This window comes from Jiella sonneratiae (assembly GCF_017353515.1).
Classification (GTDB): Bacteria; Pseudomonadota; Alphaproteobacteria; order Rhizobiales; family Rhizobiaceae; genus Jiella; species Jiella sonneratiae.
Window position 1 is genome coordinate 138,142 of record NZ_JAFMPY010000013.1, and the last position, 14,935, is coordinate 153,076.

Consider the following 14,935-nt stretch of genomic DNA (forward strand, 5'->3'; position numbering starts at 1 on the left):
GACACCGATCTGACCCTCACGCCGCCTCGTCGACCGCCTCGGCCCGCGGTTTCGGCACGTAGTTCAGGACCGGCGCCAGCCAGCGCTCGACCTCCTCGACCGCCATGCCCTTTCGCCTCGCATAATCCTCGACCTGGTCCCGTTCCACCTTGGCGACGCCGAAATAGTGCGAGTCCGGATGACCGATATAAAGCCCCGAGACCGACGAACCCGGCCACATGGCGAGGCTCTCCGTCAGCTTGACGCCGATCCTCGCCTCCGCGTCGAGCAGTTCGAACAGCGTCAGCTTCTCGGTGTGGTCCGGCTGGGCCGGATAGCCCGGCGCCGGGCGAATGCCGGCATAGGGCTCGGCGATCAGTTCCTCCGGCGTATAGGTCTCGTCCGGCGCATAGCCCCAGAGTTCGGTGCGCACCAGCGCATGCATGCGCTCGGCAAAGGCTTCGGCGAAGCGGTCGGCCAGCGCCTTGACCATGATCGAGGCGTAGTCGTCGTTGGCCTTGGCGAAGCGGTTGGCGATCGCCTCTTCCTCGATGCCGGCGGTGACGACGAAGCCGCCGACATAGTCCGGCCGGCCGGAGTCCTGCGGCGCGACGAAGTCCGACAAAGCAAGATTCGGCCGGTCGCCGCGCTTGGTGAGCTGCTGGCGCAGGGTATAGAAGGTGGCGCGCTCGTCCTTGCGCGTCTCGTCGGCAAACAGGCGGATGTCGTCGCCGACGGCATTGGCCGGCCAGAAGCCGACCACCGCCTGCGGCCGGAACCACTTCTCCTCGACGATCTGCTTCAGCATGGCTTTCGCGTCGGCGAACAGCGCCCGCGCCGCCTCGCCCTGGCGCTCGTCCTCGAGGATCGCCGGATAGCGGCCCTTCATCTCCCAGGTCTGGAAGAACGGCGTCCAGTCGATATGCGCCGCGAGGTCGGCGAGATCGAAATCCTCGAAGACCCTGGTGCCGAGGAAGGACGGCGCCTTCGCCTCGTAGCCCGACCAGTCGATCTTCATGGCGTTCGCCCGGGCGTCGGCGATGGTCATGCGCTTCTTGTCGCGCTCGGACTTCTCGTGCGCCTCGGCGACCTTTTTGTATTCCTCGCGGATATCGGCGATCGTCCTGTCGCGATTGTCCTGCGACAGAAGGTTCGAGACGACGCCGACGGCACGGCTCGCATCGGTGACGTAGATGCTCTGGCCGCGTTCGTATTGCGGGTGGATCTTCACCGCCGTGTGGACGCGGCTCGTCGTCGCCCCGCCGATCAGGAGCGGGATGTCGAAGCCTTCGCGCTCCATCTCCGCGGCGACATGCACCATCTCGTCCAGCGACGGGGTGATCAGGCCGGACAGGCCGATGATGTCGACCTCTTCCTTTTTCGCCGTCTCGAGGATCTTCGCCGCCGGCACCATGACGCCGAGATCGACGACCTCGTAATTGTTGCAGGCAAGCACGACGCCGACGATGTTCTTGCCGATGTCGTGGACGTCGCCCTTCACCGTCGCCATCAGGATCTTGCCGGCGTTCTTCCGGCCTTCGCCGCCGGTCCGCCGCTTCTCCTCCTCCATGAAGGGCATCAGATAGGCGACCGCCTGCTTCATGACGCGGGCGGACTTCACCACCTGCGGCAGGAACATCTTGCCGGAGCCGAAGAGGTCGCCGACGATGTTCATGCCGTCCATCAGCGGGCCTTCGATGACGTGCAGCGGCCGCTCGGCGGCAGCCCGCGCCTCCTCGGTGTCGGGCTCGATATATTCGGTGATGCCGTTGACGAGGGCATGGGCGAGACGCTCGTTCACCGGCTTCTCGCGCCAGGAGAGATCCTTTTCCTTGGCCTTGCCGCCGCCCTGCCCCTTGTAGCGCTCGGCAAGCTCCAGCATCCGCTCGGTCGGATCGCCGCCGTCCTTCGGCACGCGGTTGAGGATGACGTCCTCGCAGGCCTCGCGCAGCTCCGGATCGATCGAGTCGTAGACCGCGAGCTGGCCGGCATTGACGATGCCCATGTCCATCCCCGCCTGGATGGCGTGGTAGAGGAACACGGCGTGCATCGCCTCGCGCACGGCCTCGTTGCCGCGGAAGGAGAAGGAAAGGTTGGAGACGCCGCCGGAGATATGGGCGTGCGGCAGGGTCTGCCGGATCGTCCGCGTCGCCTCGATGAAGGCGACACCGTAGGGATTGTGCTCCTCGATGCCGGTGGCGACCGCGAAGATGTTCGGGTCGAAGACGATGTCCTCCGGCGCGAAACCGGCCTTTTCGGTCAGAAGCCTGTAGGCCTTGGTGCAGATCTCGACCTTGCGCTCGTAACTGTCGGCCTGGCCCTTTTCGTCGAAGGCCATGACGACGACGGCAGCGCCGTAGCGCTGGATCAGCTTGGCCTGGGCGAGGAAGTTCTCCTCGCCCTCCTTCATCGAGATCGAATTGACCAGCGGCTTGCCCTGGACGCATTTCAGGCCGGCCTCGATCACCTCGAACTTCGAGGAATCGATCATCACCGGTACCTTGGCGATGTCCGGCTCGGCGGCGACGAGGTTGAGATAGTCGACCATCGCCTGCTTCGAATCGATCAGGCCCTCGTCCATGTTGACGTCGATGACCTGGGCGCCGTTCTCCACCTGCTGCCGCGCGACCTCGAGGGCGGCCGGATAGTCGTTGTCCTTGATCAGCTTGCGGAAACGCGCCGAGCCGGTGACGTTGGTCCGCTCGCCGACATTGACGAAGGGGATGTCCCTGGTCAGCGTGAAGGGCTCGAGGCCGGAGAGCTTCATCCGCCGCTCGACGCGCGGGATCTTGCGCGGCGCGTGGCGCTTCAGCATCTCGGCGACGGCCCTGATGTGGTCGGGCGTCGAGCCGCAGCAGCCGCCGACGACGTTGACGAGGCCGTCTCTCGCGAAGACCTCGACCTCCTTGGCCATCGCCTCGGGGCTCTGGTCGTATTCGCCGAACTCGTTCGGCAGGCCGGCATTCGGATAGGCGCAGACGAAGGTGTCGGCGGCCGCCGAGATCTCCGCCAGATGGTCGCGCATCGCCGCCGCGCCGAGGGCGCAGTTGAGACCGATGGTGAAGGGCTTGGCATGGCGCACCGAATGCCAGAAGGCGGTCGGCGTCTGGCCGGAGAGCGTGCGGCCCGACAGGTCGGTGATCGTGCCGGAGATCATCACCGGCAGCCGCACGCCCTTTTCCTCGAAGATCTCCTCGGCCGCGAAGATCGCCGCCTTGGCGTTCAGCGTGTCGAAGATCGTCTCGATGAGCACGATGTCGGCGCCGCCGTCGATCAGCCCGCGCAACTGCTCGCCGTAGGCAATGCGCAGGTCGTCGAAGGTGACGGCGCGAAAGCCGGGATTGTTGACGTCCGGCGAGATCGAGGCGGTGCGGTTGGTCGGCCCGAGCGCGCCGGCGACGAAGCGGCGCTTGCCGTCCGCCTGTTCGGCGCGGATCGCCGCGCGGCGGGCGAGACGCGCGCCGTCGCGGTTCAGCTCGTAGACCTGATCCTCCATCTGGTAGTCGGCCTGGGCGATGGTCGTCGAGGAGAAGGTGTTGGTCTCCAGGATGTCCGCGCCGGCCATCGCATAGGCGTAGTGGATGTCCTCGATTGCCTTCGGCTGGGTCAGGTTGAGGAGATCGTTGTTGCCCTGCAGATGGCATTCGCAGGCGCCGAAGCGGTGGCCGCGGAAATCCTCCTCGCCGAGGCCGAGGAGCTGGATCTCGGTGCCCATCGCACCGTCGAGGATGAGGATCCGCTCGGCGACGGCCTGCTGCAGCGCCTTTGCGGCCTCGGCCGGATTGCGACCGTCGGCGATCGGCCCGAAGAGTTGTTCGGTCGAAGAAGTCATGAGCGTCGCTTGTCCTTTTGGGTCAGGTCCCAAATCACATAAAGATATTCTTATGTCAACAAATGGCGTGCGCAACATGGGCCGGCCGACCCCGCCGAAGGTGATCTCGCGCAAGCTCCGGGGGGTGGTTGGGCAGCCGACGACGCGCCGGCGGTGCGCCGCCGAGCCGAAGCTCGACGACGGGAACGGGCGGGGGTGCGGCGAGGTCGGGGCCGGTGGAAGGGCTCGGGTCGCCTTGCTCACTCGTCAAGCCTGATGGCCGGGCCCGGCGATCGGGACCGCCGATCCGCAAGCGCCCGGCCGCGGCTCAGGCGCCGGAGCGCGGCCCCACCGTCGCGGACGGACCCCGTGCCGCTTCTTCGAGGGCGGACTGAGTGCGGACCGCGCCGAGCTCGATGACGGTGCGCATCGTCGCCCGCGCCCGCTCCTCGTCGCCCGAGGCGATCGCCTCGACGATGCGACGGTGATTGTCGGCGCATTCGCGGATCAGTTCGGCATCCTCAGCGGGCGAAGAAAGCCGCAGCACGCAGGCGAGCGCCGCCTCGATCAGGCCGCTGGTCGCCCGCATGAACGGGTTGCGCGAGATCTCCGCCACGGCGAGATGGAACTTGAGGTCGACCCGGGCGATCGAGGTCCGGTCGTGGCCGAGGTCGCCGATCTCCTCGACGATGGCGTTCAGCCGCGCGATGTCCTCGCCGGTGGCGCGGCGGCAGGCGAGCGCCGCCGCCTCCGGCTCGAAGGCGAGCCGCATCGTCGCGAGATCCTCGATGAAGCGGGCGTCGAGCCCGGTCTCGACCCGCCAGCGCAGGACGTCGGGGTCGAGCAGGTTCCAGCGCTCGCGCTCGAGCACTTTTGTGCCGACGCGGGTCTTCGCCTCGATCAGCCGCTTGGCCGCCAGCGTCTTCATCGCCTCGCGCAGCACGGTGCGCGAAACCCCGAACATCTCCCCGAGCTCCTTGTCGCCCGGCAGGATCGAGCCGGGCGGGAAACTGCCGGCGACGATCTCCCGGCCGAGCGTCGTAACGACATGGGCATGGCTCGACCGGTCGAGGCGCTCGGCACCGGCGCTGGCGAGAAGGCCGGTCATGCCGGCATCGCGGCCGCGCCGCTGCGGCGCGCGCTCAGCCAGACGAGGCCGCGCTGCAGCGCGATGAAGCTGAACAGAAGGAGGCCGATCACGATCTTGGTCCACCAGCTCGAAAGCGTCCCGTCGAAGACGATGTAGGTCTGGATCAGGCCCATGATCAGGATGCCGAGCAGGGTTCCGGCGACGAAGCCGGAGCCGCCGGTGAGCAGCGTGCCGCCGATGACGACGGCGGCGATGGCGTCCAGCTCGACGCCGACCGCCGCCAGCGAATAGCCGGCCGATGTGTACAGCGAAAAGGCGATGCCGGCGAGGCCCGCGAGGAAGCTCGACAGGGCGTAGATGGCGATCGTCGTCCGGGCGATCGGCACGCCCATCAGCTCGGCCGACTGGCGGTTGCCGCCGATCGCATAGACGTTGCGGCCGAAGGAGGTGAAGTGGGCGACGAGGATGCCGACGGCGAAGACCGCCAGCATCGCCATGCCGATGAAGGTCAGCCGGCCGCCGCCGGGCATCTTGAAGTAGAGCCCGTGCAGCGTGTCGTAGAGCCCGGCCTTGATCGGCACGGAATCGATCGAGATCAGGAACGCCATGCCCCGCGCGAAGAACATGCCGGCGAGCGTCACGATGAAGGGCGGCATGGCGAGATAGTGGATCATCGCTCCCATCACCGCCCCGAACAGCGTGGCGAGGACGAGCAGAAGGGCGATGGCGAGGAGCGGCGGAACGCCCCACTCGCCCATGGCGACGGCGAGGAAGACGCCGGTGAAGGCGATCACCGAGCCGATCGACAGGTCGATGCCGCCGGACAGGATGACGAAGGTCATGCCGACCGCGGCGATGCCGAGAAAGGCGTTGTCGGTGAGGAGATTGCCGAGCACCCGCGTCGACAGCATGTTGGGATACTGAACGATGCAGAGCGCGTAGGCGACGACGAAGATCAGCAGCGTCGTCGCCAGGGGGAAGAGCCTCGACGAAGTCATCGCACCGCCTCCTTTCCGGCGCTTCCGGTCTTTCCGGCAGCACGGACCGCGCCCGCCGACCTGTCCTGCGCGGCACCGGGCCGGTGCCTGAAATAGGCAGAGAGCGTGTGACTCGCCGGCGACTGGACGACGAGAATGACGACGATGATCGCCGCCTTGATGACGAGGTTGAACTCCGGCGGGAAGCCGGCGAGCAGGATGCCGGTGTTGACCGACTGGATGATCATCGCGCCGATCAGCGACCCGGCGATCGAGAACCGCCCGCCCATCAGCGAATTGCCGCCGACGACGACGGCGAGGATCGCGTCGAGTTCGAGCCAGAGCCCGGCATTGTTGGCGTCGGCGCCCATGATGTCGGCGGCTGCGACGACGCCGGCGACGGCGGCGCAGAGGCCCGACGCCGCATAGACGGCGAGGAGCAGCGCCGAGGTGCCGATGCCGGCGAGCGTCGAGGCCCTTCGGTTGACGCCGATCGCCTCGACCAGGAGGCCGAGCGCGGTGACGCGGAACAGCAGCGAGACGCAGAGGCCGATCACCACCCACAGGATGATCGGAAACGGCACGCCGAGGACGGTGCCGCTGCCGACGAAGACGAGGCCCGGATCGTTGAAGGTGAGGATGATGCCTTCGGTGATCAGCTGGGCGATGCCGCGGCCGGCGACCATCAGGATCAGCGTCGCGATGATCGGCTGGATGCCGAGAAAGGCGACGAGCGCGCCGTTCCACAGGCCGCAGAGCGCGCCGGCCCCGAGGGTGGCGACGAGCGTGACGGCGAGCGGCTGGCCGGTGGTGATCAGCGCCGCCGCGACGGCGCCGGCGATCGCCATGACAGCGCCGACGGAAAGGTCGATGCCCCGCGTCGCGATCACCAGCGTCATGCCGATGGCGAGCAGCGCCACCGGCGCGCCGCGGTTGAGGATGTCGATCAGGCTGCCGTAGAGCCGCCCGTTGGCGAAGGCGACGTCGAGGAAGCCCGGCGCGATCGCCGTGTTCAGGGCGAGGATCACGAGGAGGGCGACGAGCTGCGGCAGGACGCGGCGCATGGTGGCAGGCAACGTCACGCCGCGCCCTCCTGCATGATCTCGGCGGCCCGGCCCTGCCCGTCGCCGTGCCTCTCCCCGGCGGCGATCGCCCGCATGATCGCGTCGGCGCTGATGGCGCCGGCATCGAGCTCGCCGGCGTGGCGGCGGTCGGCGAGGATCCGCACCCGCGTCGCATAGGCGACGATCTCCTCGAGCTCGGAGGAGATGACGAGGAGCGACATGCCGCGCTCCCGAAGTTCGCCGATCAGCCGGATGATCTCGGCATGGGCGCCGACGTCGATGCCGCGCGTCGGCTCGTCGAGGATCAGCAGCCGCGGATCGGTGGCGAGCCAGCGCGCCAGGATCACCTTCTGCTGGTTGCCGCCGGAAAGGAACTTGATCGGCTTCTCGCGGTCGCTGGTGCGGATGTCGAGGGCGGCGATGTAGCGGTCGGCGATCGCCTCCTGCTCCTTGCGCGACAAAGGCTTCGTCCAGCCGCGCCGGGCCTGCAGGGCGAGCACGATGTTCTCGCGCACCGACAGGTCGTCGATGATCCCGTCCTGCTTGCGGTCCTCCGGGCAGAAACCGAAGCCCTCGGCGATCGCGTCGCGCGGCGAGGCGAAGCCGGCCGGCCGGCCGTCGACCTCGACGCGGCCTTCGTCGGGCTGGGCGATGCCGAACATCAGTTCGGCGGTCTCGGTGCGGCCGGAGCCGAGGAGGCCGGCGACGCCCACCACCTCGCCGGCCCGCAGATCGAGGTCGAAGGGGGCGATGCGCCCACGCTTGCCGACGCCCCTGAAGCGCGCGACGACGGGCCGCTCGCCGGCCTCGCCCGCCGGGGCGCGGTGGCTCTCCTCCTCCTTCAGTTCGCGGCCGAGCATCATCGAGACCAGTTCCAGCCGTTCGAGCCCGGCCAGCGGCCGGGTCGCCACCTTGTGGCCGTTGCGCAGGATCGTAACGCGGTCGGCGATGCGGTAGACCTGATCGAAGAAGTGGGTGATGAAGACGATGCCGAGGCCGCGGGCCTTGAGGTCTTCGAGGATCGCGAACAGCCGCGAGACCTCGGCGGCGTCGAGGCTGGCGGTCGGCTCGTCGAGGATCAGCACCTTGCCGGAGAGATCGACGGCGCGGGCGATCGCGACGATCTGCCGGACCGCGACCGAATAGGCCGAGAGCTGGGCCGAAACGTCGATGGAAAGGCCGTATTGCGCCAGGATCTCGCGCGAGCGGCGGTTGGCGGCGCGCCGGTCGATCAGGCCGAAACGCTTCGGCTCCCGGCCGAGAAAGAGGTTTTCCGCCACCGTCAGATTGGGCAGCAGGTTGACCTCCTGGTAGACCGTGCCGATGCCGAGCGACTGCGCCTCCATCACGTCGGAAGGACTGATCGGCTCGCCCGAAAGCACGATGCGGCCGGCGTCGCGGCGATAGGCGCCGGTGAGGATCTTGATCAGGGTCGACTTGCCGGCGCCGTTCTCGCCGACGAGAGCATGGATCTCCCCGGCGGCGAGGTCGAAATCGACGCCGGAAAGCGCCGTCACGCCGAGAAAGTCCTTGCTGATGCCTTCTGCGCGAAGCAGCGGCTCGCTTGCGGCCATGGCAAGTTCCACGATTTTGCCGGGGCGGCGGCGGCGCCCGGCACGACGACAATAGGATCCGGCGAAGCGGAGAGGCAATGACGCACCCCGCCGCAGGCCCGTTTGCCATGCCGGCGCGGCGGCCGCATGAAGAGCCTCGCGGCGGCCGGCCTCGGACCGCCGGCGATGGCCGCCTCCGGCCGGGGTGCGAACCGGCCGGCCGGAGACGGGTTAAGGCCTTCGGCCGGGTATCAGTAGCCCTGGTTCTTCTTGGCTTCGTAGACCGACTTGGGGTCGTCGTCCTGGGTGTAGAGCTTCGATTCGGTCTGGATGAACTTCGGCGGCTGCTTCTTGTCCTTGAAATAGGCTTCCAGCGCGTCGAATGCCGGGCCGGCCATGTTCGGCGTCAGCTCGACGGAGGCGTTCGCCTCGCCGTTCTGCATGGCGAGGAAGATGTCGGGCACCGAGTCGATCGAGACGACGAGAATGTCCTTGCCCGGTTTCAGGCCGGCTTCCTTGATCGCCTGGATCGCGCCGAGCGCCATGTCGTCGTTGTGGGCGTAGAGGGCGCAGATGTCCTTGCCGCCATTCTCCGCCTTCAGGAAGCTCTCCATGACTTCCTTGCCCTTGGTGCGGGTGAAGTCGCCGGTCTGCGAGCGCACGATCTTGATGTTGTCGTGGCCGGAGACGGCCTTCTCGAAGCCTTCCTTGCGCTTGATCGCCGGCGACGAGCCGGTCGTGCCCTCGAGCTGGACGACGTTGCAGGGCTTGTCGCCGACCGCCTTGACCAGCCAGTCGCCGGCCACCGCGCCCTCGTGCTCGAGGTCCGAGCCGACGGCGGTCAGATAGAGGTCGTCGGAGGAATCCACCTGCCGGTCGAGCAGCACCACCGGAATCTCGGCATCCTTGGCTTCCTCCAGCACCTGGTCCCAGCCGGTCGCGACGACCGGGGCGAGCAGGATCGCGTCGACCCCTTGCGCGATGAAGGAGCGGATCGCCTTGATCTGGTTTTCCTGCTTCTGCTGGGCGTCGGCGAATTTCAGATCGATGCCGCGCTTTTCCGCCTGCTCCTTGGTCAGCGTCGTCTCGGCGGCGCGCCAGCCGGATTCCGAACCGATCTGCGAGAAGCCGACCGTCATGTCGGCGGCGAGCGCCGAACCGGCCATCAGGGCGGCGAAAGCCACGGCGCCCGCGAGCGTCTTCAGAGTTCTCATGCATTCCTCCCGAAATCACCCGGCCTCCACACCGGATGATCCAAGGATAATATTATATGATAAATGATGTCCAGAGCCCGTGCCGGGCTCCGGCTCGAAAATCGGGCGGTGCAAGGCGATTGGGCTGATCTCCCCCGCGAGGAGGGAGATCGAGGCGTCGCCGATGGCGCTTGCCTTCGCGCGACTGCCCTGGAGTTGCGACGCTCCGATCGACCCAGCATGTCGCGCACAATCCGCCGCGGCGAGTACCCGCCGCGTGCGGCAGATCGCAGGCAAGGCGATCCTGAGAGCGAAGGGCTAGCGGCTTGCGGCGCCGTCGACGACGCGGGCCGGGGCGACGTCGAGCGCCGCGGCGGCCGGCAGATCGAAGCTGACGAGCACCGGCAGGTGGTCGGAATCGGTCGCCTCGCCGCGCGCGACCGAAAGGATGCGCACGCCCTTCGAGAACAGGATGTTGTCGATCGGCAGGCCGATCAGCGGGCGAAGCGCTTCCGGCAGCCGCCTGGCGAGCCAGGTCGGGCCGATCCCGCCGGCGGCCGTCGTCTTCGAGGCGGCGGCGTAGCGCCCGATCGTCGCGCTCCACGGCACGGCGTTGAAGTCGCCGGCGATCAGGAGGGGTTCGCCGAGCCCGGCGAGGACGTCGCCGAGCGCCGCGACCTGCCGTCCCTGGCGATAGGGCCAGGGCCAGACCAGATGCTCCGACACGACGGTGAGCGCGGCCTTGCCGCCGAGATCGAGCCGCCGGGAGACGAAGCCGTCCTCGGCCCGGCAGATCGCGTCGCCGGCACCGAACGGGATCCGCGACAGGATCGCGACGCCGCCCACCACCTCGCCGACCCCGCAATAGGCGCCGTAGGGATAGGTCGCCCGCAGCGGCTGCATCGCCTCGACCCAGCGGCGGTTCATCTCCTGCAGGGTGACGACGTCCGGGTCGAGCCGGGCGATCGTTGCGATCGCCGGGACGGGATCGGCGTCGTAGCGAAGGTTCATCTGCAGCAGCGTCAGCGGCCGACGGCTGAGCGACGCCCGGTCGGTCGCCGGGCCCGTCGCCGCCGCCTCCCCGGGGCGCGGCACGACGAAGGGCGAGACCGAGACGGCGGCATAGGCGGCGACGATCGCGGCAAGGGTCGCCGTGACGATGCTGCGCATGGCGATCAGGAAAAGGGCGAGGACGAAGAGCAGGACGGCGAGATGCGCCCGGAAGTGCGACAGCGAATCGAAGAACGGCACGGCGCGGCCGAAGAAGCTGCAGCAGAGCGCCGCGGCGACCACGAGCGCCAGCCCCCGCAGGGCGGTCTCGATCAGGCGGGAGAGGAAGGAGGTCGTCAACCGGCTGCGCCCGCGATCACTGGAAGGCCGTCTCGAAGAAGGAGCGCAGCTTGCGCGAATGCACGCGCTCCGAGGGCAGTTCGCTCATCAGCTCCAGCGCCCGCATGCCGATCTTCAGATGCTGCGCGACCTGGCGCTTGTAGAAGTCCGTCGCCATGCCCGGCAGCTTCAATTCCCCGTGCAGCGGCTTGTCGGAGACGCAGAGCAGCGTGCCGTAGGGAACGCGGAAGCGAAAGCCGTTGGCGGCAATGGTGGCCGATTCCATGTCGAGGGCGATGGCGCGGGACTGCGACAGGCGCTGCACCGGCTCGCGCTGGTCGCGGAGTTCCCAGTTGCGGTTGTCGATCGTCGCGACCGTGCCGGTGCGCATGATGCGTTTCAGGTCGTAGCCTTCGAGGCCGGTGACCTCCTCAACCGCCTTTTCCAGGGCCACCTGCACCTCGGCCAGCGCCGGGATCGGCACCCAGAGCGGCAGGTCGGCGTCGAGCACGTGGTCCTCGCGCACATAGGCATGGGCGAGGACGTAGTCGCCGAGCGCCTGGCTGTTCCTGAGGCCGGCGCAGTGGCCGAGCATCAGCCAGGCATGCGGCCGCAGCACCGCGACGTGGTCGGTGATCGTCTTGGCGTTGGACGGGCCGACGCCGATGTTGATCATGGTGATGCCGTGGCCGTCGCCGCGCTTCAGGTGATAGGCCGGCATCTGCGGCAGCCGCGGCGGCGCCTTGCCGGCAACCGGCCGCTCGTGGCCGGCGGGCGTCGCGACGTCGCCCGGCTCGACGAATTCCTCGTAGCCCTCGCCGCCGCGCCGCATCATCTCGCGCGCCACGATGCAAAATTCGTCGACGTAGAACTGATAGTTGGTGAAGAGCACGAAGTTCTGGAAATGCCGCGGGCGCGTCGCCGTGTAGTGGGCGAGGCGATGCAGCGAATAGTCCACCCGCTGGGCGGTGAACGGGGCGAGCGGCAGGCGCCCGCCGGCCGGCGGCTCGAAGGTGCCGTTGACGATCCGGTCGTCCGTCGCGGCAAGGTCCGGAACGTCGAAGACGTCGCGCAGCGGATGTGCCAGCCGCTCCGCCTGCTCGCCGTCGACATGGGTGCCTTCGGGAAGCGCGAAGTGCAGCGGGATCGGGGTGGCGGAGTCGCCGATCAGCACCGGCTGCCCGTGGTTCTTCAGGAGAAGGTCGAGCTGCTCGACCAGATAGCGGCCGAAGAGATCGGGCCGGGTGACCGTCGCTGCATATTCGCCGGGAAGCGGCACGTGGCCGAAGGCGAGCCGTGAATCGACCCGGGCATGGGTGCGAGTGGTGACGGCGACTTCCGGATAGAAGGCCCGGTAGCGCCTGTCGGCCCTGGCGTTCGAGACGACGTCGTCGAACCGCGCCGTGAGGAAGGCCACCGACCGGTCGTAGAGCCGCTTCAGCTCGGCGACCGCCGCCTCGGCGTCGGCGAAGGGCTGCGGATGCACGGGCTCGGGGCTTGCGACGGGCAGTTGCTCAAAGGTGGTGTCGAACGCTGTCATGGCCGGAACTCTACCGCCCCTCGGTGGCGCGGGTAAGACGCCGGCTGCCTCAAAATTTCGCCTCCAGGCCGTTCGTGCCGGCACCGCCGCGGTTGATCCGGCAGACGGTCCCGCTGGTGTAGTCGCAACTGCCGCCGGACAGCGAGGCGACGAAGTTGCCGCCCTTCGCGTGGCTGCCGCCCCGCTGGGCGAGATAGCTCATGCCGAGGCCGAACAGGGCGATCACGATCGTCAGGATGGTGAGGCGTGTGAACATCGTCCGGATCCGCTTTTCTTCAGGCCCTGTCGCCGCCGCGAAACACCCGTGGCGCGGCAATAGGCCATTTCGAAGCCGAATGCGACCCGAGTGCCGCCTGAACGGGAAGACGCTCGACGTCCGCCCGCACGAGGCGGGCATCGGGCCGCAGCAGCGCGTTTGCGCCGTCTCCTGCAGGCCCATTCTTACGCGAGCGTTGCACCGGCGTCGATGCCGGGCATTTCGGGGGCGAGCGGGAGGAACGCGGCGGGGCCACCGCGTCGCTCCAAGGCCCTGAGACCGGAGGTCGGCGAAGCATGGCTGCGGCGAATCGGCGCTTGTCGTGACATCAAGCGACCCGGTCAGGGTGCTGCACCGCCGATGCGGGGGCGGTGGGTGTCCGACGACGGCGGCCCGTGACCGCCGTTGAAACAAGGCCTTGCGCGAAAAAGGGTGGGAGGCTGGCACGGCGACCCGTGCCATAGCTCGTTAGGGCTGCTTCCTTCCGGACCTGACCCGGTTGGCGAGTGGCTCGTCCACCACCAACCTCCCGGGTCTCCATATCGGCGAAAAGCATTCTAATTGCAAGCGGGGTGGCACGGGGGCATCGGGAGGAAAGCGAGGTTCATGCGCAAGTTCAAAGTCGATCCGCGGCTCGCGGCAGACAGCGTGGCGATCGGGACCCTGGGCCTGTGCGTCCTTCTGTTGATGAACGACCGGCGCTGGCCGTGGCTGATCCTCGTGCCGCAGAGGAACGACGTCACCGAGATCCACGACCTCACCCCCCTCGACCAGACCATGCTGACCTTCGAGACCTGCCTCGTCGCCAAGGCGCTGAAGGGCCATTGCCGCGCCGACAAGATCAATGTCGGCGCGCTGGGCAACATGGTGCCGATGCTGCACGTCCACGTCATCGCCCGGCGCGACGGCGACGCCGCCTGGCCGGGCCCGGTCTGGGGCTTCGGCAGCGCCGAGCCCTACGACCCGCCGGCCCTCGAAACCATGCGCAAGGGGCTTGCGCAGGCGGTGCTCGCGGGCGGATAGCGGGCGGCAGGCGCAAGGCGGCGCGCAAGGAGTTCTTGAAGATGGCCGACACCGATGGCACCGATGGCACCGACGGCACCAGCGGCACCGAAGGGCCGGACGCCCGGCCCGAAATGAGCGCGCGCATGGGCTTTTCCCGCAACCGGCTGCGCCGCGACGGGGAACTGCGGACCGGCGAGAGCCTCGCCGCGGCGCTCGCCGATGCGGCGGCGACCATCTATCTCGGCGGCGCCGGCAAGTGGCTGGTGAAGACCGACGGCCCCGAGCTTTCCGCCGCCTTCGGCATCGAGGAGGCGCGCCTTCTCGGCGCCGATCTCGAGGCGGCCATCCTGCTCGGCTTCGACCCCGCGGGCGGCCCGGCACTTTCCGCCGTCGTTGCCCTGCCCGAGGAGGACGCCGCGGGGCTCGCGGCCATGGACCTTCGCGGCATCGGCATGGAGGAGCGCCTCGATCCCGACACCGAGGGCCGCCTCGCCCAGGCCGCCCATCTCCTCCAGTGGCACGGCAAGAACCGCTTCTGCGGCGTCTGCGGCGCCGCGACGCGCTCCGCCGCCGCCGGCTACCGCCGCGAATGCACCGCCTGCGACAACGTCGTCTTCCCGCGCACCGACCCGGTGACCATCATGCTCGTTCATGACGGCGAGGGCCGCTGCGTGCTCGGGCGCCAGCCGCGCTTCGCGGCGAATTTCTGGTCGTGCCTTGCCGGCTTCGTCGAGCCGGGCGAGACGCTCGAAGACGCGGTGCGCCGCGAGACGATGGAGGAGGCGGGCCTTGCCGTCGGCGAGGTCACGCTGCTCGCCTCGCAGCCCTGGCCGTTTCCCGGCAATCTGATGATCGGATGCCTGGCAAAGGCAGAGACGCGGCAGATCGTCTTCGACGCGACGGAACTCGAAGCCTGCCGCTGGTTCCCGCGCGAGGAAGTCCGCGCCATGCTGGAGGGCCGGCATCCGGACGGGCTGGCGATCCCGAAGCGCTTCGCCATCGCCCACCACCTGATCCGCGCCTTCGTCGAGGCGCCGGCCGGGACGGATCGGTGACGGCCGCAGGAGCGGTCGCGTCAGCGGCGGCGGCCGCGCGAGCATAGCGCGTCGCGCGGTGCGGTGCGGTGCGGTGCGCCCCT

Annotated in this window: 11 protein-coding genes and 1 other RNA gene; 2 read left to right on the forward strand and 10 right to left on the reverse strand. The window is 68.6% G+C overall.

The genetic code is table 11. From position 1 onward, the window contains the following. Positions 1-16 precede the first annotated feature (16 nt). From metH to ffs, 10 genes are all read right to left on the reverse strand, one after another. Positions 17-3,811, reverse strand: coding sequence for a methionine synthase (gene metH, locus J1C47_RS13630; protein ID WP_207351317.1), 3,795 nt, complete (start codon positions 3,809-3,811; stop codon positions 17-19). A gap of 307 nt (positions 3,812-4,118) precedes the next feature. Next, complete coding sequence (locus J1C47_RS13635) at positions 4,119-4,898, reverse strand: FadR/GntR family transcriptional regulator (protein ID WP_207351318.1); 780 nt, start codon at positions 4,896-4,898, stop codon at positions 4,119-4,121. Beyond that, positions 4,895-5,878, reverse strand: a complete 984-nt coding sequence (yjfF, locus tag J1C47_RS13640) for a galactofuranose ABC transporter, permease protein YjfF (protein WP_207351319.1) — start codon at positions 5,876-5,878, stop codon at positions 4,895-4,897. Before yjfF ends, J1C47_RS13635 begins: the two co-directional genes overlap by 4 nt. Next, positions 5,875-6,921: an ABC transporter permease gene (locus tag J1C47_RS13645; RefSeq protein ID WP_207351350.1), complete on the reverse strand. Its 1,047-nt coding sequence runs from the start codon at positions 6,919-6,921 to the stop codon at positions 5,875-5,877. The genes yjfF and J1C47_RS13645 overlap by 4 nt, the downstream gene beginning before the upstream one ends. A 14-nt stretch (positions 6,922-6,935) precedes the next feature. Beyond that, a complete protein-coding gene (locus J1C47_RS13650) occupies positions 6,936-8,495 on the reverse strand; it encodes a sugar ABC transporter ATP-binding protein (protein ID WP_207351320.1) in 1,560 nt (519 codons plus the stop codon). A 230-nt stretch (positions 8,496-8,725) separates the two neighbouring features. Further along, entirely contained in the window at positions 8,726-9,688 is a 963-nt protein-coding gene (gene ytfQ, locus J1C47_RS13655) for a galactofuranose ABC transporter, galactofuranose-binding protein YtfQ (RefSeq protein WP_207351321.1), read from the reverse strand. Between the two features lie 297 nt (positions 9,689-9,985). Beyond that, entirely contained in the window at positions 9,986-11,017 is a 1,032-nt protein-coding gene (locus J1C47_RS13660) for an endonuclease/exonuclease/phosphatase family protein (RefSeq protein WP_207351322.1), read from the reverse strand. 16 nt (positions 11,018-11,033) lie between these two features. Continuing rightward, positions 11,034-12,536: an AMP nucleosidase gene (locus tag J1C47_RS13665; RefSeq protein WP_207351323.1), complete on the reverse strand. Its 1,503-nt coding sequence runs from the start codon at positions 12,534-12,536 to the stop codon at positions 11,034-11,036. Between the two features lie 49 nt (positions 12,537-12,585). Beyond that, a complete protein-coding gene (locus tag J1C47_RS13670; protein WP_207351324.1) occupies positions 12,586-12,792 on the reverse strand; it encodes a hypothetical protein in 207 nt (68 codons plus the stop codon). A gap of 432 nt (positions 12,793-13,224) precedes the next feature. Continuing rightward, positions 13,225-13,322, reverse strand: an RNA gene (gene ffs, locus J1C47_RS13675) — signal recognition particle sRNA small type. A 76-nt stretch (positions 13,323-13,398) separates the two neighbouring features. Between ffs and J1C47_RS13680 the strand changes: the two genes are divergently transcribed. Then, positions 13,399-13,815: an HIT domain-containing protein gene (locus J1C47_RS13680; RefSeq protein WP_207351325.1), complete on the forward strand. Its 417-nt coding sequence runs from the start codon at positions 13,399-13,401 to the stop codon at positions 13,813-13,815. A gap of 41 nt (positions 13,816-13,856) precedes the next feature. Next, a complete protein-coding gene (gene nudC, locus J1C47_RS13685) occupies positions 13,857-14,852 on the forward strand; it encodes an NAD(+) diphosphatase (RefSeq protein WP_207351326.1) in 996 nt (331 codons plus the stop codon). Positions 14,853-14,935: the final 83 nt, after the last annotated feature.